This is a genomic window from Aurantimonas sp. NFXS3 (genome assembly GCF_049132005.1).
In the GTDB taxonomy this organism is placed as follows: domain Bacteria; phylum Pseudomonadota; class Alphaproteobacteria; order Rhizobiales; family Rhizobiaceae; genus Aurantimonas; species Aurantimonas coralicida.
On record NZ_JAGDDZ010000001.1, the window covers coordinates 873,158 to 891,249 of the forward strand.

22 protein-coding genes are annotated in these 18,092 nt (G+C 68.6%); 6 read left to right on the plus strand and 16 right to left on the minus strand.

What is annotated here, in order from left to right; genetic code table 11:
- Nucleotides 1-2: 2 nt before the first annotated feature.
- The gene (locus J3367_RS03955; protein ID WP_024348601.1) at nt 3-827 is read left to right on the plus strand and encodes an inositol monophosphatase family protein; all 825 of its coding nucleotides are present in this window, start codon (nt 3-5) and stop codon (nt 825-827) included.
- A 50-nt stretch (nt 828-877) separates the two neighbouring features.
- Here J3367_RS03955 and J3367_RS03960 read toward each other — a convergent pair whose 3' ends face one another.
- From J3367_RS03960 to purL, 4 genes are all read right to left on the minus strand, one after another.
- Nucleotides 878-2,152: a multidrug effflux MFS transporter gene (locus J3367_RS03960; protein ID WP_024348600.1), complete on the minus strand. Its 1,275-nt coding sequence runs from the start codon at nt 2,150-2,152 to the stop codon at nt 878-880.
- A 194-nt stretch (nt 2,153-2,346) separates the two neighbouring features.
- Nucleotides 2,347-2,694: a Grx4 family monothiol glutaredoxin gene (grxD, locus tag J3367_RS03965; RefSeq protein WP_024348599.1), complete on the minus strand. Its 348-nt coding sequence runs from the start codon at nt 2,692-2,694 to the stop codon at nt 2,347-2,349.
- 260 nt (nt 2,695-2,954) lie between these two features.
- Nucleotides 2,955-3,188 carry a BolA family protein gene (locus tag J3367_RS03970; RefSeq protein WP_024348598.1) on the minus strand — a complete coding sequence of 78 codons (234 nt, stop codon included), beginning with the start codon at nt 3,186-3,188 and terminating at the stop codon, nt 2,955-2,957.
- Nucleotides 3,189-3,289: 101 nt separating this feature from the next.
- A complete protein-coding gene (gene purL / locus J3367_RS03975; RefSeq protein WP_024348597.1) occupies nt 3,290-5,515 on the minus strand; it encodes a phosphoribosylformylglycinamidine synthase subunit PurL in 2,226 nt (741 codons plus the stop codon).
- A gap of 221 nt (nt 5,516-5,736) precedes the next feature.
- Between purL and J3367_RS03980 the strand changes: the two genes are divergently transcribed.
- A complete protein-coding gene (locus J3367_RS03980; protein WP_081651762.1) occupies nt 5,737-6,300 on the plus strand; it encodes a tetratricopeptide repeat protein in 564 nt (187 codons plus the stop codon).
- 38 nt (nt 6,301-6,338) lie between these two features.
- Here J3367_RS03980 and J3367_RS03985 read toward each other — a convergent pair whose 3' ends face one another.
- From J3367_RS03985 to purC, 5 genes are all read right to left on the minus strand, one after another.
- On the minus strand, nt 6,339-6,767 hold the full coding sequence (locus J3367_RS03985) for a hypothetical protein (RefSeq protein ID WP_421460226.1): 429 nt from the start codon (nt 6,765-6,767) through the stop codon (nt 6,339-6,341).
- A gap of 1 nt (nt 6,768) precedes the next feature.
- Nucleotides 6,769-7,188 carry a hypothetical protein gene (locus J3367_RS03990; protein WP_035694389.1) on the minus strand — a complete coding sequence of 140 codons (420 nt, stop codon included), beginning with the start codon at nt 7,186-7,188 and terminating at the stop codon, nt 6,769-6,771.
- Nucleotides 7,185-7,865 (minus strand): phosphoribosylformylglycinamidine synthase subunit PurQ, encoded by a 681-nt coding sequence (gene purQ / locus J3367_RS03995; protein ID WP_024348593.1) that lies wholly within the window; start codon nt 7,863-7,865, stop codon nt 7,185-7,187. The genes J3367_RS03990 and purQ overlap by 4 nt, the downstream gene beginning before the upstream one ends.
- Before the next feature lie 89 nt (nt 7,866-7,954).
- Entirely contained in the window at nt 7,955-8,197 is a 243-nt protein-coding gene (gene purS / locus J3367_RS04000; protein WP_024348592.1) for a phosphoribosylformylglycinamidine synthase subunit PurS, read from the minus strand.
- 70 nt (nt 8,198-8,267) lie between these two features.
- Nucleotides 8,268-9,032 (minus strand): phosphoribosylaminoimidazolesuccinocarboxamide synthase, encoded by a 765-nt coding sequence (purC, locus tag J3367_RS04005; RefSeq protein ID WP_009209036.1) that lies wholly within the window; start codon nt 9,030-9,032, stop codon nt 8,268-8,270.
- Nucleotides 9,033-9,292: 260 nt separating this feature from the next.
- Between purC and J3367_RS04010 the strand changes: the two genes are divergently transcribed.
- Nucleotides 9,293-9,610, plus strand: coding sequence for a DUF1476 domain-containing protein (locus J3367_RS04010; protein ID WP_024348591.1), 318 nt, complete (start codon nt 9,293-9,295; stop codon nt 9,608-9,610).
- Nucleotide 9,611: 1 nt separating this feature from the next.
- On the plus strand, nt 9,612-10,382 hold the full coding sequence (locus J3367_RS04015; protein WP_421460231.1) for an HpcH/HpaI aldolase family protein: 771 nt from the start codon (nt 9,612-9,614) through the stop codon (nt 10,380-10,382).
- A gap of 34 nt (nt 10,383-10,416) precedes the next feature.
- Here the strand turns inward: J3367_RS04015 and J3367_RS04020 are convergent, their stop codons facing one another.
- The 7 genes from J3367_RS04020 to J3367_RS04050 form a co-directional block, all read right to left on the minus strand.
- Nucleotides 10,417-10,977, minus strand: coding sequence for an RBBP9/YdeN family alpha/beta hydrolase (locus tag J3367_RS04020; RefSeq protein ID WP_009209039.1), 561 nt, complete (start codon nt 10,975-10,977; stop codon nt 10,417-10,419).
- Nucleotides 10,978-11,041: 64 nt separating this feature from the next.
- The gene (locus tag J3367_RS04025) at nt 11,042-11,791 is read right to left on the minus strand and encodes an SDR family NAD(P)-dependent oxidoreductase (protein WP_024348589.1); all 750 of its coding nucleotides are present in this window, start codon (nt 11,789-11,791) and stop codon (nt 11,042-11,044) included.
- 8 nt (nt 11,792-11,799) lie between these two features.
- Nucleotides 11,800-12,006, minus strand: a complete 207-nt coding sequence (locus J3367_RS04030) for a hypothetical protein (protein WP_024348588.1) — start codon at nt 12,004-12,006, stop codon at nt 11,800-11,802.
- A gap of 106 nt (nt 12,007-12,112) precedes the next feature.
- Nucleotides 12,113-13,423 carry an adenylosuccinate lyase gene (purB, locus tag J3367_RS04035; protein WP_024348587.1) on the minus strand — a complete coding sequence of 437 codons (1,311 nt, stop codon included), beginning with the start codon at nt 13,421-13,423 and terminating at the stop codon, nt 12,113-12,115.
- 84 nt (nt 13,424-13,507) lie between these two features.
- Nucleotides 13,508-14,251, minus strand: coding sequence for a DUF2259 domain-containing protein (locus J3367_RS04040; RefSeq protein WP_024348586.1), 744 nt, complete (start codon nt 14,249-14,251; stop codon nt 13,508-13,510).
- A 35-nt stretch (nt 14,252-14,286) separates the two neighbouring features.
- Nucleotides 14,287-15,300 (minus strand): P1 family peptidase, encoded by a 1,014-nt coding sequence (locus tag J3367_RS04045; protein ID WP_024348585.1) that lies wholly within the window; start codon nt 15,298-15,300, stop codon nt 14,287-14,289.
- A 4-nt stretch (nt 15,301-15,304) separates the two neighbouring features.
- On the minus strand, nt 15,305-16,444 hold the full coding sequence (locus J3367_RS04050) for a branched-chain amino acid ABC transporter substrate-binding protein (protein WP_029702473.1): 1,140 nt from the start codon (nt 16,442-16,444) through the stop codon (nt 15,305-15,307).
- Nucleotides 16,445-16,629: 185 nt separating this feature from the next.
- Here J3367_RS04050 and J3367_RS04055 point away from each other — a divergent pair, with 185 nt between their 5' ends.
- On the plus strand, nt 16,630-17,124 hold the full coding sequence (locus J3367_RS04055; RefSeq protein ID WP_024348583.1) for a flavin reductase: 495 nt from the start codon (nt 16,630-16,632) through the stop codon (nt 17,122-17,124).
- Nucleotides 17,125-17,170: 46 nt separating this feature from the next.
- On the plus strand, nt 17,171-18,088 hold the full coding sequence (locus tag J3367_RS04060; RefSeq protein WP_029702470.1) for an AAA family ATPase: 918 nt from the start codon (nt 17,171-17,173) through the stop codon (nt 18,086-18,088).
- The last annotated feature ends 4 nt before the right edge of the window (nt 18,089-18,092 follow it).

Here is an 18,092-nt window from a genome sequence, read left to right on the forward strand (position 1 = left end):
TCATGACCGCACCCATCGATATCGACCGCCTGGCCCATATCCTGCGGGAGGCGGCGATCGCGGAGATCATGCCGCGCTTCCGCAATCTGTCGGAGGCCGATATCCGGCAGAAGACCTCGGCGACGGACCTCGTCACCGAGGCCGACGAGGCGGCCGAGCGCTGGATCGCCCGCGAATGCCGGTCGCTGGCGCCAGACGCCCTGTTCCTCGGCGAGGAATCGGTCGCCGCCGACCCGGCGCTGCTGGATCGCCTCGACGACGCCGAACTGGCGATCGTGGTGGACCCGGTCGACGGCACGGCGAATTTCGCCGCCGGCCTGCCGCTCTTCGCGGTGATGGCGGCGGTGGTGCTGCGCGGCGAGACCGTCGGCGGCATCATCTACGATCCGGTGGGCGACGACGTCATGATCGCCGAGAAGGGCGCCGGTGCGTTCCAGCGCACGCGTTCGGGCGAGACGCGGCGGCTGTCGACCGCGGCCGCCCTGCCGCTGGCCGAGACCATCGGCTGCATCAGCACCAGCTATTTTCCGCCCGACGAGAAGGCCGCACTGCTGCCGCGCCTGGCCGGGGTGAAGATCACCGGCAACTATCGCTGCGCCGGCCACGAATACCGGCTGCTGGCCTCCGGCGGCTCGCATTTCAGCGTCTATTCCAAGCTGATGCCCTGGGATCATCTAGCCGGCTGCTTGCTGGTCGCGGAAGCCGGCGGCCATGTCGGCAAGCCTGACGGCTCGCCCTATACGCCGCGCGACAAGGAAGGCGTTGTCATTGCCGCCTGCGACGCCAGTGTCTGGGCCGCCGCGCGGGACGGCCTGCTGCCGCGATAGGCGGCGACGCCGGCCAGAGCCCGCGATCGCCCTGAAGCGCGCGGCAGCTGCTATTCGGCGCCGGTGCCCGTCGGCGCGGTGCCCGCGGTCGGCGTGTCGTATTTGGCGTCGAACAACCGCCCTTCGGCCAGCACCACACAGATCAGCGACGAGACCGACAGGATGATGAAGCCGACCAGCATCGGCAGCACCGTGCCGTCGTAGAAATAGCCGATCGCCGCGCCGAACAGGCCGCCGCCGAAGGTCTGCATGAAGCCCAGCACCGAGGATGCGGTGCCCGCGACATGGCCGAGCGGGTCCATGGCCAGCGCGTTGAAGTTCGTGCCGATGAAGCCGAACAGGCAGAAATTCAGCGTCATGATGGGCACGAAGAACCACAGCGGCGCCGCGCCGCCCATGGCGTAGGCGACGACCAGGTGCAGGGCGGCCAGCGACAGGAAGCCGATCAACGCGCCATGCGACAGCCGCCGCATCCCCAGCTTCTCGACCAGCTTCGAGTTCAGGAACGAGGCGGCCGACATGAACACGGCGGTCGCCGAGAAGACGACGGTGAAGATAGGCCCAAGGCCGTAGAGGCCGGTATAGATCTGCTCGGCCTGGTTGATGAAGCCGAACAGGACGCCGAAGATCAGGGCCGTGGAGACCGTGTAGCCGAAGGCGACCCGGTTGGTCAGGACCATGCGGAACGCCTCGACGATGCGCTTGCCGGTGAGCTCGCGCCGGTCGTCGGGGCTCAGGGTCTCCGGCAGGCGCAAGGCGGCCCAGACCGTGACAAAGGCGCCGAAGATGGCGATCGCCACGAAGATCTCGCGCCACGAGCCGAACAGCATGATCGCCTGGCCGATATTCGGCGCGATCACCGGGATCGCCATGAAGACCATCATCACCAGCGACATCACGCTGGCCATGCGGCGGCCGCCGAAGCAGTCGCGCACCACCGAGATGGCGATGACCCGGGTCGCGGCCGCGCCGATGCCCTGCAGGGCGCGCAGCGCCAGGAGGATGCCGAAGGTGGGGGAGAAGATCGCGGCGATCGAGGCGAGGATGTAGACGGCCAGGCCGAAGAACAGGATCGGCCGGCGACCGAACCGGTCGGACAGCGTGCCGTAGAGGATCTGCGCGCCGCCGAAGCCGAGAATGTAGGCGGTGATCACGAACTGGCGCTGGTTGGCGTCGTCGACGCCGAGGGCCGCGCCCATTTCCTGCAGCGAGGGAATGAAGATGTCGATCGCCGCCGCATTGAGCGCCATCAGGCAGGCGACCATGGTGACGAGTTCCCAATAGGGAAGCCCGCGCGTTTCGGCGTTGGGGGACGCGTTGGACATCATCAGCCTCGTGGGATCGATCCGCGCAGATGTATTTCGCACTGCACAAAACCGCAAGCATGGCTTAGCAATTCGGCGGCCTGAAGCGGGCGACGCTGTGTCAACCGAAAGCGGCCCGCACGCTCAAGAACGCACGGGCCGCGGATCGGGATATGGGGCAGGCGCGCGGGATGTCCCGCGGCGCGCCAAGAGGGTCAGCCGGCGGCGGGCGCCGGTGCGGTGGTGGCGATGCCCTTGTCGACCAGGAAGGTCTGCAACTCGCCGGCCTGGAACATCTCGCGGATGATGTCGCAGCCGCCGACGAACTCGCCCTTCACGTAGAGCTGCGGGATCGTCGGCCACTCGCTGTAGGTCTTGATGCCCTGGCGCAGTTCGTCGGTGGAGAGGACGTTCACGCCTTTGTACTCAAGGCCGAGATAGTCGAGGATCTGCACGACCTGGCCGGAAAAGCCGCACTGCGGGAAGGCGGGCGTGCCCTTCATGAAGACGACGACGTCGTTGGTCTTCACTTCGTTGTCGATCCATTCGTTGATGGCGGTCATGGATGCGGTCCTTTGCTCAGGGTTCGCGGACACTGGTGCAGCGGCCTTCAGCGCTTCTGCCGTGCGTCCATTTCAATCGCCTCGCTCGTCGAAAGCAAGGTGTCTGTCAGGCGGCCGGTCGGACCGGCACGCAAGCGCGCGGGCAACCCGCGCGGGTCTCGTCCTGCATCGTGCGCCATGTCATCCGTTGTCAGATGGCGTCCGCGGCACGATGCGAAATCGTCGGCGACGGGAAACCTCGTCCTCGTCACCCCGACATATTACTTCGGCGCACTGGTTTGTAGGGCCAGGGCGTGCAGTTCGCCGCCCATGTTGCCTCGCAGCGCCTGGTAGACCATCTGATGCTGCTGGACGCGCGACTTGCCGCGGAAGCTCTCCGAGACGATCTCGGCGGCATAATGGTCGCCGTCGCCCGCCAGATCGCGGATCGTCACGTCGGCATCGGGGATGGCGTCCTTGATCATTGTCTCGATGTCGCGGGCGTTCATGGGCATGTGCTGGATCTCCTTCGGCCGGGTCCGGAATCGCGGCCGGGCCTGATGATAGGTATCGCCCGGTCCGCGATCAATCGGGCGGACCGGGGAGGGGCCTTCGCTCAGGCGGCGGCGGCCGGCTCGACGATCTCGCCGGACATGTAGGCCGGGAACCAGGTCTCGTGGGCGATCGTCAGCTCTTCCACCGTCAGGTCGAGACGCCCGGCGACGACCAGCCGGTCGCCCTCGACCGTGCCGAGGCGGCGGACCGGCACGCCTGCCGCAGCCGCTTCCGCTTCCACCGCGGCGACGTCCCCGGCCTTCAGCGCAACGACGTAGCGGGCCTGGTCCTCGCCGAACAGGCGGGCATGGTCGGAACCGTCGCCGGCATCGATGCTGGCGCCGCGACCGGAGGCCATGCACATCTCGGCCAGCGCGATGGCGAGGCCGCCGTCGGAGAGGTCGTGGCAGGCGGCGACCCGGCCGTCGCGGATCAGACCGCGCACGAAGTCGCCGTGGCGCTTCTCGGCGGCCAGATCAACCGGCGGCGGGGAGCCGGCCTCGCGGCCGTCGATCTCGCGCAGATAGACCGTGGCGCCCAGATGCGTGCCGTCGGCGCCGATCAGCACCAGCGTCTCGCCATCCTGCATGCCGCCGATCGTGGCGGTGCGGCTGCGGTCCTCGATCAGGCCGACGCCGCCGATGGTCGGGGTCGGCAGGATCGCCTGGCCGTGGGTCTCGTTGTAGAGCGAGACATTGCCCGAGACGATCGGGAAGGCGAGGGCCTCGCAGGCCGCGCCGATGCCCTCGACCGCCTTGACGAACTGGCCCATCAGTTCCGGCTTTTCGGGATTGCCGAAGTTCAGATTGTCGGTGGAGGCGAGCGGCTCGGCGCCGACGGCGGTCAGGTTGCGCCAGCATTCGGCGACCGCCTGCATGCCGCCCTGCAGCGGGTCGGCCTCGCAATAGCGCGGCGTCACGTCGGAGGAGAAGGCCAGCGCCTTGGTCGGATGGCCGTCGACGCGGACGACGCCGGCGTCGCCGCCCGGCCGCTGCAGCGAATTGCCCTGGATCAGCGTGTCGTACTGCTCGAACACCCAGCGGCGCGAGCACAAATCCGGCGAGCCGAGCAGCTTGATGAGCGCGGCGCCGTAATCGGCCGGCTCGGCAATGTCGGCGGCGGCGATCGGCGCGGCCGGTACCGGCTCGATCCACGGACGGTCGTATTCCGGCGCCTCGTCGCCGAGTTCCTTGATCGGCAGATTGCCGACCTCGCGGCCCTCCCACATGATGCGGAAGCGCAGATCGTCGGTGGTGCGGCCGACCACCGCGAAGTCGAGGCCCCATTTGACGAAGATCGCCTCGGCCTCGTCGCGCTTGTCAGGACGCAGCACCATGAGCATGCGCTCCTGGCTCTCCGACAGCATCATCTCGTAGGCGCTCATCTTCGCCTCGCGGACCGGCACCTGGTCGAGGTCCAGCTCGATGCCGAGGTCGCCCTTGGCGCCCATCTCGACGGCTGAGCAGGTCAGGCCCGCCGCACCCATGTCCTGGATGGCGATGACGGCGCCGGTCTGCATGAGCTCGAGGCAGGCTTCCAAAAGGCACTTCTCGGTGAAGGGGTCGCCGACCTGCACGGTCGGGCGCTTCTCCTCGATGGTGTCGTCGAACTCGGCCGAGGCCATGGTCGCGCCGCCGACGCCGTCGCGGCCGGTCTTGGCGCCGAGATAGACCACCGGCAGGCCGACGCCCTCGGCCTTGGAGTAGAAGATCGCGTCGGTCTTCGCGAGGCCCGCGGCGAAGGCGTTGACAAGGCAGTTGCCGTTGTAGCGCGGGTGGAAATTGACCTCGCCGCCGACGGTCGGCACGCCGAAGGAATTGCCGTAGCCGCCGACGCCCGCGACGACGCCGGCCACGACGTGGCGGGTGCGCGGATGGTCGGGCGCGCCGAAGCGCAGGGCGTTCATCGCCGCGATCGGCCGGGCGCCCATGGTGAAGACGTCGCGCAGGATGCCGCCGACGCCGGTCGCCGCGCCCTGATAGGGCTCGATATAGGAGGGGTGGTTGTGGCTCTCCATCTTGAAGACCACGCAGAGGCCGTCACCGATATCGACGACGCCGGCATTCTCGCCGGGGCCCTGGATGACGCGCTCGCCCTTGGTCGGCAGGGTGCGCAGCCAGCGCTTGGAGGATTTGTACGAGCAATGCTCGTTCCACATGGCCGAGAAGATGCCGAGTTCGGTCAGGGTCGGCTCGCGGCCGATCAGCGCCAGGACGCGGTCGTACTCGTCCGGCTTCAGCCCGTGCGCGGCGATCAGTTCCGGGGTGATGGGGGTCTCGGCGTTCATGGCGTGTCCTGGGGCGACGTTCCGGCAAGGTCCTGCGCGCCTGTTACCATCTGGCGCGGCGCACACAAAGGGGCTTGGCCGGTGTTCCCCCGTTGCTGCCGGAGATCGGGCCCGGCGATCGGCCTGGCGGCGAGACGCTCTGCCGCACCCGATGCCGGTTTCGCGCCGCGCCGATCGATGGTCTCATCCTGCCGGGGACCGGCACAGGCAGGGAGAACCCGATGGCGACCATGGCGAGACGAGCGGCTTTGCAGCTTGCCGCATCCCTGTTCCTCGGCCTGATGGTCACGGCCGGCACATCGCAGGACGCTGGCGCGGTGTTCTCCGGCGAGATGAGCCCGACCGTGCGCTCGGGCGATGCCGATTATGCCGATGGCGTCGAAGCCTTCGACGCGGAAAACTGGCCCGCCGCCATCACCGCCTTCGCAAAGGTCGTGGCGCGGCGGCCGCATCACGACAATGCCTGGACGCTGCTGGCCTATTCGCTGCGCAAGTCCGGCAATCACGAGCGCGCCCTCGACGCCTATGGACGGGCGTTGTCGATCAATCCGCATCACCGGGGTGCCATGGCCTATCTCGGCGAGGCCTATCTCGATCTCGGACGGGTGCGCGACGCCGGCATCCTGTTGATCCGGCTGCGCGGCGAGTGTCGGCGCGTGGCGCTGACCTTTTCCGACGGTGCCTTCGAGAATGGCTGCCGCGAATATACGGCGCTGGAGGCCTCGATCCGGTCCTACAAGGACGATCCCGCGGCGCGGGTCGAGCCGGTCAAGCAGCGCTGGTAAGATCGGCCGGCGGTTGGAGCAGCTACGGCGAGCGCCGCCTAGCGCTGGCCCGCCGGGACATAGGCGATGTCGCCGGACCGGCAGGGCGCCGTATCGGCCGGGCGGCGCAGCACCAGCGTGTCGTCGTCCACCTGCGAGATCGCATCGCCGTCGAGGCGGCGGGTGAAGAGGATCAGCGCATGGTCCATGCCGCCGCCGGCGGCCGGCGAGCGCAGGCAGAGGCCATAGCCACCGAGATCGCGGTCGGTCAGGAAGGTCGCGGACCGCTCGGCTCTGCGGCGGCGATAGATGCCGGCGGCAGTGGCGTTCGCATAGTCGATCTCGGCCGGGCCGGGACGCGCGGGGCCGGCAAAGGCCGGCGCCGCGACCGGGGCGGCGAGCTCGGCCAGCGAAGCGGATTCGCCCGACAGGCAGGCGCTGAGGCCGAAGCCCGCCAGCATCGCCGCTAGGGTCCGCAGGCGTCGCATGTCAGGCCGAGCAGCCATCCGCGCCGGCGCGCCAGCGGGACAGGTCGGCCGAGATGCGGGCCGCGACGGGCTCGCCCATCAGCGGACCGTAGGTGTCGATGGCGGTCGAGCCCTTGCGGCCTTCGACGACCAGAAGGGGTTTCGATTCCGGCTTGCCGCGCGGCACCAGCAGGAAGCGCGGCCGGCCCGAGAAGGACGAGAGTTCCGGCGCGAGGCTGTAGGGCGCGAAGGCGGCGTCGCCGGATTTGAACCAGCAGCGATTGGCCGTCAGCGTCAGGCGTTCCATCCGGTCGAGGCCGGTGTCGTCGCCCGCGGCGGCATCGCCGGTCGCAGCGCCGGGCTTGGCCGCGCAGGCGCCCAGCAGTGCGGACAGGGCGAGGGCGGCCAGAAGCGCGGCGGGCCGCAGGACGGGATGGCTCACGCGGCGAGACGCGAGGTGATGCCGAGCGCGCTCTCGAAGATCGCGCGGCCGTCGGTGCCGCCATGCTCGGGTTCGATGAGGTTCTCGGGATGCGGCATCATGCCGAGGATGTTGCCGTCGGCGTTGACGATGCCGGCGATGTCGCGGATCGCACCGTTTGGATTGGTGCCCTCGGCGTAGCGGAAGACGACGCGGTTCTCGCCGTCGAGGCGGGCCAGCGTCTCGTCGTCGGCAAAGTAGTTGCCGTCGTGATGGGCGACCGGGCAGCGGATGATCTGGCCGTCGGTGTAGTTGCCGGTGAAGCGGGTGGCGGCGGTCACCACTTCGAGCTTCACGTCGCGGCAGACGAAGCGCAGCGTGTTGTTGCGCATCAGCGCGCCCGGCAGGAGGCCTGCCTCGCACAGGATCTGGAAGCCGTTGCAGACGCCCAGCACCGGCACGCCGCGCGCTGCCGCCTCGGCGACCGCCCGCATCGCCGGTGCCCGCGCCGCGATGGCGCCGCAGCGCAGATAATCGCCGAAGGAGAAGCCGCCCGGGATGACGATGAGATCGACATCGGGGATCGTCGTCTCCGTCTGCCAGACCGTCTGCGGCGCCCGACCGGTGATGGCGGTCAGGGCGGCGATCATGTCGCGATCGCGATTGAGGCCGGGAAGGAGGACGACGGCTGTTTTCATGGGTGCGGCTCGAAAGGTGAGGACGATCCGGCGGCTGCCTCAGGCGACAGCCACCGCTCGGAACGGTCGAAACGAGGCCGTCGACGCTCTCAGGCGATCTCGACGGTGTAGTTCTCGATCACCGGATTGGCGAGCAGCTTGTCGCACATGGCGTCAAGCTGGGCCTGTGCGGTCTCGCCATCGGTGCCGTGGAGTTCCACGTCGAAGACCTTGCCCTGGCGGACCGATCCGACCCCGTCGAAGCCGAGATGGCCCAACGCGCCCTCGATGGCCTTGCCCTGGGGGTCCAGAACGCCGTTCTTCAGCGTGACGACAATGCGTGCCTTCATCACGATATCCGCCTGTCTCTCGAATAGACCAGTTTCAGCGCCGGTACCGGCTGCTTGACGGCACGGCGCCGCCTCACTTGACCAGTACCGGCCCCGAGGGGCGGGGTGGCTCGTTTTCATTCATGATGCCGAGACGCCGCGCGACTTCCTGATAGGCTTCGACTAGGCCGCCCATGTCGCGGCGGAACCGATCCTTGTCGAGCTTCTCCTGGGTCTGCACGTCCCACAGGCGGCAGGAATCGGGAGAGATCTCGTCGGCGACGATGATCCGCATCATGTCGCCCTCGAACAGGCGTCCCATCTCGATCTTGAAATCGACGAGCTGGATGCCGACGCCGAGGAAGAGACCGGAGAGGAAGTCGTTGACCCTGATGGCCAGCGCCATGATGTCGTCGATCTCCTGCGGGCTCGCCCAGCCGAAGGCCGTGATGTGCTCTTCGGAGACCAGCGGATCGTCGAGCGCGTCGGCCTTGTAGTAGAACTCGATGATCGAGCGCGGCAGCACCGTGCCTTCCTCGATGCCGAGGCGCTTGGCCAGCGAGCCGGCCGCGACGTTGCGCACCACCACTTCCAGCGGGATGATCTCGACTTCCTTGATTAGCTGCTCACGCATGTTGAGCCGCTTAATGAAGTGAGTCGGGATGCCCATCTTGTTCAGGTGGGAGAAGATGTATTCGGAGATGCGGTTGTTGAGGACGCCCTTGCCGTCGACAACCTCGTGCTTCTTCTTGTTGAAGGCGGTGGCATCGTCCTTGAAGAACTGGACCAGGGTGCCGGGTTCGGGGCCCTCGTAGAGGATCTTGCCCTTGCCTTCGTAGATACGGCGGCGACGTGTCATTATGCAGCTCTATCGTGGTGGAGGCGCCGGCCCTGGCCCGGCGCGAAGACGTCTGACGACTATGCCGCTCATTAGCCCAAACGGCGGACCTTAACAATCGTCGAGGGATGGCTTGCTCGGGAAGTCGTGCGGTTGTGCGCACAAATCAAGGGCGCAAGCGCCTGTTCACAGCCGAATGCGGCTTCAAAACATCGGCCGCAGCCGGTAAGGATCAGCTAGGCCGAAGGGTTTCGTCCGGCCGATTGTACAAGGAGGATACGATGTCGCTGAACGACCGCGAGCGGGACTTCGAGTCGCGCTACGCCCATGACCAGGAACTTCGCTTCCGTATCGAGGCCCGGCGCAACAAGCTGCTCGGCCTCTGGGCGGCAGAGCTTCTGGGCAAGACCGGCGACGACGCGAAGGCCTACGCACAGGAGGTCATCAAGGCGGACTTCATCGAGGCCGGCGACAACGACGTCTTCCAGAAGATCCGCAAGGATTTCGACGACGCTGGCGTGGACCAGTCGGACCACCAGATCCGGCGGCACATGGCCCAGTTCCTCGGCGAGGCCGAGACGCAAGTCCACACCGAATAGAATGGCCCTTCCCAAACTTCGCAGCCGCCTCGGCGAAGGCGGCTTCGTGCTGTCGTGCTGGCTCGGCATGCCCGAGCCGCTCGTGCACGAGGCGTTCCTGCGCGCCGATTTCGACGTGGCGACCTTCGACGTCCAGCATGGCCTCTTCGATGTCGGCTCCCTGCGGGTGGCGATCGAGCGCGCCGTCCTTCTCGACAAGCCGGCGCTGGTGCGCCTGCCGATCGAGGACCGGTCGCTGGGCGCGCGGTGCCTGGATTTCGGCGCCACGGGCCTGATCATGCCGATGATCGAGACGGCCGAGGATGCGCGCGCCTTCGTTGCGGCGGTGAAATATCCGCCGGTCGGCCTGCGCTCCTATGGCCCGACCCGTGCGGCGCAGCTGCACGCTTACGGGAACCGCGGCGGCTACGTGCCCGAGGCTCGCACCGAGACGCTGGCCTTCGCCATGATCGAGACGGCCGCTGCCCTCGACAATCTGCCGGAGATCCTCGCGATCGAGGGGCTCGACGGCATCTTCGTCGGCCCGTCGGATCTGTCGATCGCCCTGTCCGGGGACGGCACGCTCGATCCGGGCAGCGAGAAGACGGAAGCGACGATCCGCAATCTCGCGGCCTCGGCTGCCGCGGCCGGCAAGATCGCGGCGATCTATGCGATGACGGCCGAGGACGCCAAGCGCTATCGCGGCTACGGCTACCGGATGGCCTGCGTCGGATCGGATTTCGGCGTGCTGTCGGCCGGGGCGGCTGCCCTGGCGAAGGCGGCGTCCGCCTGAGCCTGACCTGAAATGCCTGGCGTCGTTCGCGGCGTCAGGCGGGCACGGTCAGTCGCGACATGAACTTGCCGAAGGTCAGGAGACCTTCCGGCCATGGCCCATGGCCGCTGTCGGCATTGATATGGCCTGCCTCGCCGGCATCGATGAACAGCGATCCCCACGCGCCGGCAATGTCCTCGGCGCTTTCCAGCGACGAGAACGCATCGTCGCGACTGGCGACCACGACGCTCGGAAAGGGCAGCGGGTCGCGGGGATAGGGGCCGAAGGTCATCAGATGGCGTGGCCGGATCGCATCGTTCTCGACATCCGGAGGCGCGACCAGGAACGCGCCCGAGATCCGGTTGCGGAACTGCGGGATCGCCTGCACCGTGGCGGCGACGCCGAGCGAATGGGCGACCAGCACGATCGGCCGCGTCGATTCGTTGACGGCGTCGGCGATGGTCCGGGTCCAGTCGTCGCGCACCGGCTTGGTCCATTCGGCCTGCTGGACGCGGCGCGCGGTCGACAGCTTGCGCTCCCACCGGCTTTGCCAGTGGTCTTCGGGTGAGCCCTTGTATCCGGGCACGATGAGAATATCGGCATCTGCAACTCGCATCGGACCCAGATGCGGTCGGTCGTCAGGTGTGTCAAGGCGCGGCTTGCGAAACCCGTCCCGGTAGCTAACCAGTTGCTACCTTGAGAAGTTGTCGTGCGAGGGCAGGGGACAGGCCGACGAGGCGGCGCAGCAGTGCCGTCTGCCCGACCCAGATCTCCGGCTCGGCCCGGGCCAGGCCGCGCATGATCCGGTCCGCCGCCTTGTCGACGGGCATGCGGCCGCGCGGGACGCTCGCGGTCATCGGCGTCTCCACCACGGGCAGCAGGATCTCGGTGATGGCGAGCCGGCCGCCCGCCTTCTCGGCCTGGTAGCGCATCGACTGGGTGAAGCTGCGCAGGCCCGCCTTCGTGGCGCAATAGACCGGGTGGGGAACGGTCGGGGCGACGGCCAGCCCGCTGGTGTTGTTGACGATCATCGCGCTGTCCAGCCGGCTCAGCGGCGCGAAGAGACGCTGGCAGATGCGGATCGGCGCCCGCAGATTGACGGCGATCTGGGCCTCGGCGCGCGCGTCCAGCGTCGCGGGGTCGCTGCGGGTGAGGTCGCCGCGCTCGGATATGCCGGCATTGTTGATGACGACGGAGAGGTCCGGATGGCGCGCCAGGAGACCGTCGAGGGCGCCGTCCAGCGCCGTCATGTCGGCCAGATCGACCGGCTCGTGAATGAGCGACGGGTGAGCGGGGTCGGGCGGGCGCCGCGACCAGACGACGATCTTGCAGTCCAGTGCCACCAGCCGCTCGGCGAGCGCGGCGCCGACACCGCTCGACCCGCCGGTCAGGAGGATCGTCCGGCCCGAAAGGGCAAAGCGCCGCGCCATTCGGGCCGTCAGTCGGTCGGAAGGGTGACGGGCGCCTCGTTCGCGGGGGGCTCGCTGGTCTCGGTCGAGACGCCGACCGCGTCGCGCGTGCCCTCGTCGGGGGTGGCGGTGAAGAACAGGAAATAGGCGATCGCGGCGACGACGATGACGGTCAGTGCGATCCAGAGCGTGTGATGGCGCCGGTTCGGGCGCGAGGGGCCGCGGGGCGTGGACATGGCTCTTCCTCCCGGTTGATCGGCCGCGACCGGCGGTTGCCGGATGCCGGGCACAGCCCTCATCCTGCCAACCGCCGGTGGCGTCGATTGTTCCGGATGCGGCGCGTCAGCCGGCGCGGCCGAAGACCCGTTCGAAGATCGTGCCGACATGCTTGGTGTGGTAGCCGAGGTCGAACTTTTCGCGGATGGTCGCCTCGGGCAGCGCCTTGGTAACCTCCGGATCGGCCAGGAGCTCGGTCAGGAAGTCCTTGTCCTCTTCCCAGACCCGCATGGCGTTGCGCTGGACCAGGCGATAGGAATCCTCGCGCGACACGCCGGCCTGGGTGAGCGCCAGCAGCACCCGCTGGGAATGGACGAGGCCCTTGAACTTGTTGAGATTGGCCAGCATCCGGTCGGGATAGACCAGCAGCTTGTCGACGACGCCGGTGAGGCGGGCAAGGGCGAAGTCCAGCGTGATCGTCGCGTCCGGGCCGATATAGCGCTCGACCGAGGAGTGGGAGATGTCCCGCTCGTGCCAGAGCGCGACGTTCTCCATCGCCGGCATGGCGTAGGAACGCACCATGCGGGCAAGGCCCGTGAGGTTCTCGGTCAGCACCGGGTTGCGCTTGTGCGGCATGGCCGACGAGCCCTTCTGGCCGGGCGAGAAATACTCCTCGGCTTCCAGCACCTCGGTGCGCTGCAGATGGCGGACTTCCGTTGCGAGGCGCTCGATCGACGAGGCGACGACGCCGAGGGTGGCAAAGAACATCGCATGGCGATCGCGGGGAATGATCTGGGTGGAGACCGGCTCGACGGTCAGGCCCATGGCCTTGGCGACATGCGCCTCGACCCGCGGATCGATGTTGGCGAAGGTGCCGACGGCGCCGGAAATGGCGCAGGTGGCGATCTCGGCGCGGGCCGCGACCAGCCGCTCGCGGCAGCGCTCGAACTCGGCATAGGCAAGCGCCAGCTTGACGCCGAAGGTGGTCGGCTCGGCGTGGATGCCATGCGAGCGGCCGATGGTGATGGTGTCGCGATGCTCGAAGGCGCGGCGCTCCAGCGCGGCCAGCAGCGCGTCCATGTCGGCGAGCAGGATGTCCGCCGCCTTGGTCAGCTGCACGTTGAAGCAGGTGTCGAGCACGTCGGACGAGGTCATGCCCTGGTGCACGAAGCGTGCGTCGGGGCCGACGATCTCGGACAGATGGGTCAGGAAGGCGATGACATCGTGCTTGGTCTCGGCCTCGATCGCGTCGATCCGGTCGATGTCGAAGGTCGCGGCGCCGCCCTTTTCCCAGATGGTCTTCGCGGCGCTCTCGGGGATCACGCCAAGCTTCGCCAGCGCATCGCAGGCATGGGCCTCGATCTCGAACCAGATCCGGAATTTCGTCTCCTGCGACCAGACGGCGACCATGTCGGGGCGGGAATAGCGAGGGATCATCGGCTGATATCTTTCGAAGACGAGCAGGAGAAGGGATGCGCGCCGTCTACCAGACGTTTCGAATCGCCTCAACGGACTCGGTGTTCAGTCCATCGGTACGGGATTGGCGATGTAGCGCAGGTCCGGGCCTTCGAAGCCGACCTGTTCGACGGCGATGATGGCGACCGCGGCGAAGCCGCCCTCGGGGCGCTCGAGCACCCGCACTTCGGCAATGCTGTAGTCGAGCGGGCAGCCGCGGCTCTCGGGAATGCTCGTATCCTCATGGACGAGGCGCGCCGTGGCGCCGGGCTCGGCGGCGATCCGCACCAGCCGGTAGCCGACCGTCTCGCCGAAATCGCCGCAATAGCTCGGGCCGGCGAGGGACACCGTCTCGATCCGCAGCTCGACCGGGCGATCCGGCGAGGGGGCGATGGCACGGGGCAGGAAGCGCGCCCGGTGCGGATCGTCCGACAGTTCGGTCGCAGGCTTCGCGAAGACGAGCAGGCCTGCCTCGGGCCGGGGATCGTGCTCGGCGAACAGCGGCGCGGCCCGGCTGCGGGCCTCCTCGCGCGCCATGTCGAGGGTCGCGTTCTCGTCGTCGAGCCGCACGCGGATCGGCGAGGGGGCGATGAACCGGTCCTCGGTCAGATCCAGGAAGAAGATATGGGCATAGGGAAAGCCCGAACCGTCATGGATGCCCGATTGGCCGAAGGCGTAGACTTGGCCGTTGGACGAGAAGCCGTAGGATTCGAGGCTCGCGAAATCGCCGGCCTTCGCCATGGTCGGGGCGAGGGCGAGGGCCGCCAGGACCAGCCAGCGAAAAAGACCCGTCGTGAACCGCGTCGGCATGTGGTCTCTCCCGATGTCGTTGTGTCCGGTCCGCCCTAGGCCGTCGACCAGACCGGCAGCCGATCATACGCCGTCGCGTTCGCCGCCGATACGCCCCGGGCGATGGCGCGCGCCATGGTCGCTGCGGCCGCGGCGGCGAGCTCCATTCGATCGATGGGGGCCGGCCCGATGCCGCTGGTGCCGGTGGCCGCCGCGAAGACCAGATCGCCGTCGAAATCGGTGTGGGCGGGCCAGATTGCTCTGGCGAAGCCGTCCTGCCCGGCGATCGCCAGGCGTTTGGCCGCCGCCTTGTCGAGCACGGCGTCGGTGACGACGATCCCGATCGTGGTGTTGGTGCCGGGGCGCGGGGCGAGCTTGGTGCGAACCGTGGCCGCATCCGCCGGCAGGGGCATGGGCAGGCCGAGGCCGCCGAACTCGTCCGCCATCTCGAATGGGGCTGCCCAGAAATGCCGGCCGGTGCCGATGGTGGGGGACCCGACCGCGTTGACGGCGACGAGGGCGGCCACGACGATGCCGCTTGGCAGCAGCGTCGAGGCGGTGCCGAGGCCGCCCTTGAAGGTCGCGGTGGTGCAGCCGATGCCGGCGCCGGCCGTGCCGATGGCGAAGTCGGCGGACGCGCTGCTGGCTGCGGCATAGCCGAACTCGCGATAGGGGGGATAGCGGTCCCAGCCGGCCCGCTTGTCGCCGCCATTGGCGAGGTCGAACAGGATCGCCGCCGGCACGATGGGGACGCGCACATCGCCGACGGCAAAGCCGCGGCCGGCCTCCCGCAGGAAGGCCTGCACCCCAGAGGCGGCATCGAGGCCGAAGGCGGAGCCGCCCGACAGCACCAGCGCGTCGATGCCGGCAACGGTGTTTTCGGGCGCCAGCAGATCGGTCTCGCGGGTGCCCGGCGCGCCGCCGAGAACGGCGACGGAGGCGACTGCCGGCCGGTCGAACAGCACCGCCGTCGTGCCGCTCTTCAGCGCCGCATCACCGCCATGGCCGACACGGACGCCCGCGATATCCGTCAGGCTGTTGCGCGGTCCCGGGCGCCAGACGCCGGTCAGGGTCTCAGCTCCCGCCGGCTTCGGCGAAGCGGCCGCCGCGCCATTCGAACACCCGGTAGAGATCGAGATCGGAATCGCCCTTGGCGTCGAAGCGGATCTCGCCGAGACGTGTCGGGAAGCTGTCGGCCTTCAGGATGTCGGGCAGGGGGCGGCCGGTCTCGGCGGCGCGGCGGGCGGCCGTCACGGCGATCTCGGTCGCGGCGAAGGCCGGACCGAAATAACCCTGCGGCGGCAGGTCCGCATCTGCGTCCTCGGCGGATGCCAGTTCGGGGAAGCTGGTGCGCGGTGCGACGGCGATGACGCCCTCGGGCAGCGGCGCGTCGAGGCTGGTCTCGTCGAGCAGTTCCTCGCCGCCGATCACCTGCAGCGCCAGACCGTTGGCGGCTGCGTCGCGGATGATGATCGCCACGTCAGGCCGGTTGCCGGCAATGAAGAAGCGGCTGATCCCGGTGCGTTCCAGCCGGCGCACGAGGCCGAACTGTTTCTCCTCGGCCGGGCGGTAATTGTCGACGCTCTGGGGTTCGATGCCGCGGTCGCCGAGGAGCCGCCGCACCGTGTCGGCTAGGCCGCGCGCGGCGATGGAGCCGTCGTCGATCAGGCCCAGCGGCTCGCCCGCCCAGCGATCGGTCAGGGTCCGGGCGATCGCCGCGGCCTCGGCGTCGGAGCGCGGGGCGATGCGCCAGACCAGATGGCCGGTGCGCTCGCGCCGGTCGGTCAGGCGGTTGGCGCGCACGCCGACATCGATCACCGGAATGCCGGCCTCGGTCAGCACCGGCAGCGCCGCCTCGATCGCCTCGGCGCAGAGAAAGCCAACCACGGCACTCGCGTTCATCGCAACGAAGGTCTCGGCGGCCTGCCGCCCGCCCTCGGTCGAGCATTTGGTGTCGGCCTCGACGATCTCGATGCCGGCGCCCTGGCCAGTCGTGCCGGCGGCGGCCCGCGCACCGGCGACGAGCTGGGTGCCGAGAATCGCCTGGCTGTCGCTCAGCGGCGCGGCGACGCCAAGCAGCACCGGTGGGCTCGCGGTCGTGGCATCGGCCGTCTGGGCGACTGCCGGGGACGCGGACCAGAGGCCGGCAACAGTCAGGATGGCGAGGAGGGCGGTGGGGCCGAAGGGGCCGGGACGGAACTGCAGCATGGTCATGGGGCGAGCCTACAGCAGCGAGCGGCCGAGCGGAATCGGCTTTCGCCGGCCGGCAGGCACGCCCACCGCAAAGGACAGTGCGTTGCCGGCGGGATTGCGGCGCGCCCCCGTGCGAAACCGATCCGCGCGCCCTATGTTTACCCGCAAAGCTCCGGGATTCGCTCCCGCAATGTATGGACGATGGTTTGCTGACGACTTCGACAATCGACCGCGACAGCTTCCGCGACGCGATGAGCCGCTTTGCGGCGGCGGTACATCTGGTGACCACCGACGGGCCGGCCGGCCAGCGGGGCCTGACGGTCTCTTCCGCCTGCTCGGTCTCCGATTCGCCGGCAACGCTTTTGGTGTGCCTCAACATGTCGAGCCCGGAGAACGACCGCTTCGAGGCCAATGGCAATTTCGCCGTCAATCTGGTCGCCGCCGCCGACGAGCCGGTGGCCCGGGCCTTCGCCGGCGAGGGCCAGCTGGCGCCGGAAGATCGGTTCGCCAAGGCGGAGTGGGACACGCTGCAGACCGGCGCGCCCGTCCTCACCTCGGCGCTGGCAAGTTTCGACTGCCGGCTGATCGAGGCGAGCGTCGTCGCCACCCACCGGGTGCTGATCGGCGAGGTCGTGGCGGTTCGCACCAATCCAAGGGCGGCGTCGCTGGTCTATCTCGACCGGGCCTACCGCCACCTCTGAGCGGCCGCGAGCCGGCCGACGACGCCATCTGCGTGAAGGAAGCGACGTGACACATTCATTGCCGGCATCCATCGACGAGACCGAACAGCTGCTCGACAGCCAGAACTACGTGGCGGACCGGGCGCTGGCGACGGTGCTGTTCCTCGCTCTGAAGATGGGCCGGCCGCTGTTCCTGGAAGGCGAGGCGGGCGTCGGCAAGACCGAGATCGCCAAGGTGCTGGCCGCCGCGCTCGACCGGCCGCTGATCCGGCTGCAATGCTACGAGGGGCTCGACGTCTCCTCGGCGCTCTACGAGTGGAACTACGCCGCGCAGATGATCGAGATCCGCATGCGCGAGGCCTCGGGCGACATTTCCCGCGACGCCATGCGCTCGGAGATCTTCTCCGAACGCTTCCTGATCCGCCGGCCGATCCTGCAGGCGCTGGAGGGCGAGCCGGGCCGCGCGCCGGTGCTGCTGATCGACGAACTCGACCGGACCGACGAGGCTTTCGAGGCGTTCCTGCTGGAGATCCTCTCCGACAACCAGGTGACCATCCCCGAGCTCGGCACCATCCGCGCCGCCGAGCCGCCAATCGTCATCATCACCACCAACCGCACCCGCGAGATCCACGACGCGCTGAAGCGCCGCTGCCTCTATCACTGGGTCGATTATCCGGCTTCGGACCGCGAGCTCGATATCGTGCGCCGCAAGGCGCCGCGCGCCAATGCCGAGCTGGCGGCGGAGTTGGTCGCCTTCGTCCAGCGGCTGCGCGGCATCGACCTGTTCAAGGCGCCGGGCGTCGCCGAGACGATCGACTGGGCCAATGCCCTGACCGAGCTGAACGCCATCGCCCTCGACCCGGCCCATGTCTCCGACACGCTCGGGGTGCTGCTGAAATACCAGGACGACATCCAGCGCATGGAACGGGGCGAAAGCCGCGAGATCCTGACCGAGGTGAAGCGCGAACTGGCGAAGGCGTCCTGACGCC

What these genes read in the sequence shown, in the direction of transcription:
- J3367_RS03955 (WP_024348601.1), top strand. Translation starts at nt 3, where the DNA reads ATGACCGCACCCATCGATATCGACCGCCTGGCCCATATCCTGCGGGAG.
- J3367_RS03960 (WP_024348600.1), bottom strand. Translation starts at nt 2,152, where the DNA reads ATGTCCAACGCGTCCCCCAACGCCGAAACGCGCGGGCTTCCCTATTGG.
- grxD (WP_024348599.1), bottom strand. Translation starts at nt 2,694, where the DNA reads ATGACCGCCATCAACGAATGGATCGACAACGAAGTGAAGACCAACGAC.
- J3367_RS03970 (WP_024348598.1), bottom strand. Translation starts at nt 3,188, where the DNA reads ATGCCCATGAACGCCCGCGACATCGAGACAATGATCAAGGACGCCATC.
- purL (WP_024348597.1), bottom strand. Translation starts at nt 5,515, where the DNA reads ATGAACGCCGAGACCCCCATCACCCCGGAACTGATCGCCGCGCACGGG.
- J3367_RS03980 (WP_081651762.1), top strand. Translation starts at nt 5,737, where the DNA reads ATGGCGACCATGGCGAGACGAGCGGCTTTGCAGCTTGCCGCATCCCTG.
- J3367_RS03985 (WP_421460226.1), bottom strand. Translation starts at nt 6,767, where the DNA reads ATGCGACGCCTGCGGACCCTAGCGGCGATGCTGGCGGGCTTCGGCCTC.
- purQ (WP_024348593.1), bottom strand. Translation starts at nt 7,865, where the DNA reads ATGAAAACAGCCGTCGTCCTCCTTCCCGGCCTCAATCGCGATCGCGAC.
- purC (WP_009209036.1), bottom strand. Translation starts at nt 9,032, where the DNA reads ATGACACGTCGCCGCCGTATCTACGAAGGCAAGGGCAAGATCCTCTAC.
- J3367_RS04010 (WP_024348591.1), top strand. Translation starts at nt 9,293, where the DNA reads ATGTCGCTGAACGACCGCGAGCGGGACTTCGAGTCGCGCTACGCCCAT.
- J3367_RS04015 (WP_421460231.1), top strand. Translation starts at nt 9,612, where the DNA reads ATGGCCCTTCCCAAACTTCGCAGCCGCCTCGGCGAAGGCGGCTTCGTG.
- J3367_RS04020 (WP_009209039.1), bottom strand. Translation starts at nt 10,977, where the DNA reads ATGCGAGTTGCAGATGCCGATATTCTCATCGTGCCCGGATACAAGGGC.
- J3367_RS04025 (WP_024348589.1), bottom strand. Translation starts at nt 11,791, where the DNA reads ATGGCGCGGCGCTTTGCCCTTTCGGGCCGGACGATCCTCCTGACCGGC.
- J3367_RS04030 (WP_024348588.1), bottom strand. Translation starts at nt 12,006, where the DNA reads ATGTCCACGCCCCGCGGCCCCTCGCGCCCGAACCGGCGCCATCACACG.
- purB (WP_024348587.1), bottom strand. Translation starts at nt 13,423, where the DNA reads ATGATCCCTCGCTATTCCCGCCCCGACATGGTCGCCGTCTGGTCGCAG.
- J3367_RS04040 (WP_024348586.1), bottom strand. Translation starts at nt 14,251, where the DNA reads ATGCCGACGCGGTTCACGACGGGTCTTTTTCGCTGGCTGGTCCTGGCG.
- J3367_RS04050 (WP_029702473.1), bottom strand. Translation starts at nt 16,444, where the DNA reads ATGACCATGCTGCAGTTCCGTCCCGGCCCCTTCGGCCCCACCGCCCTC.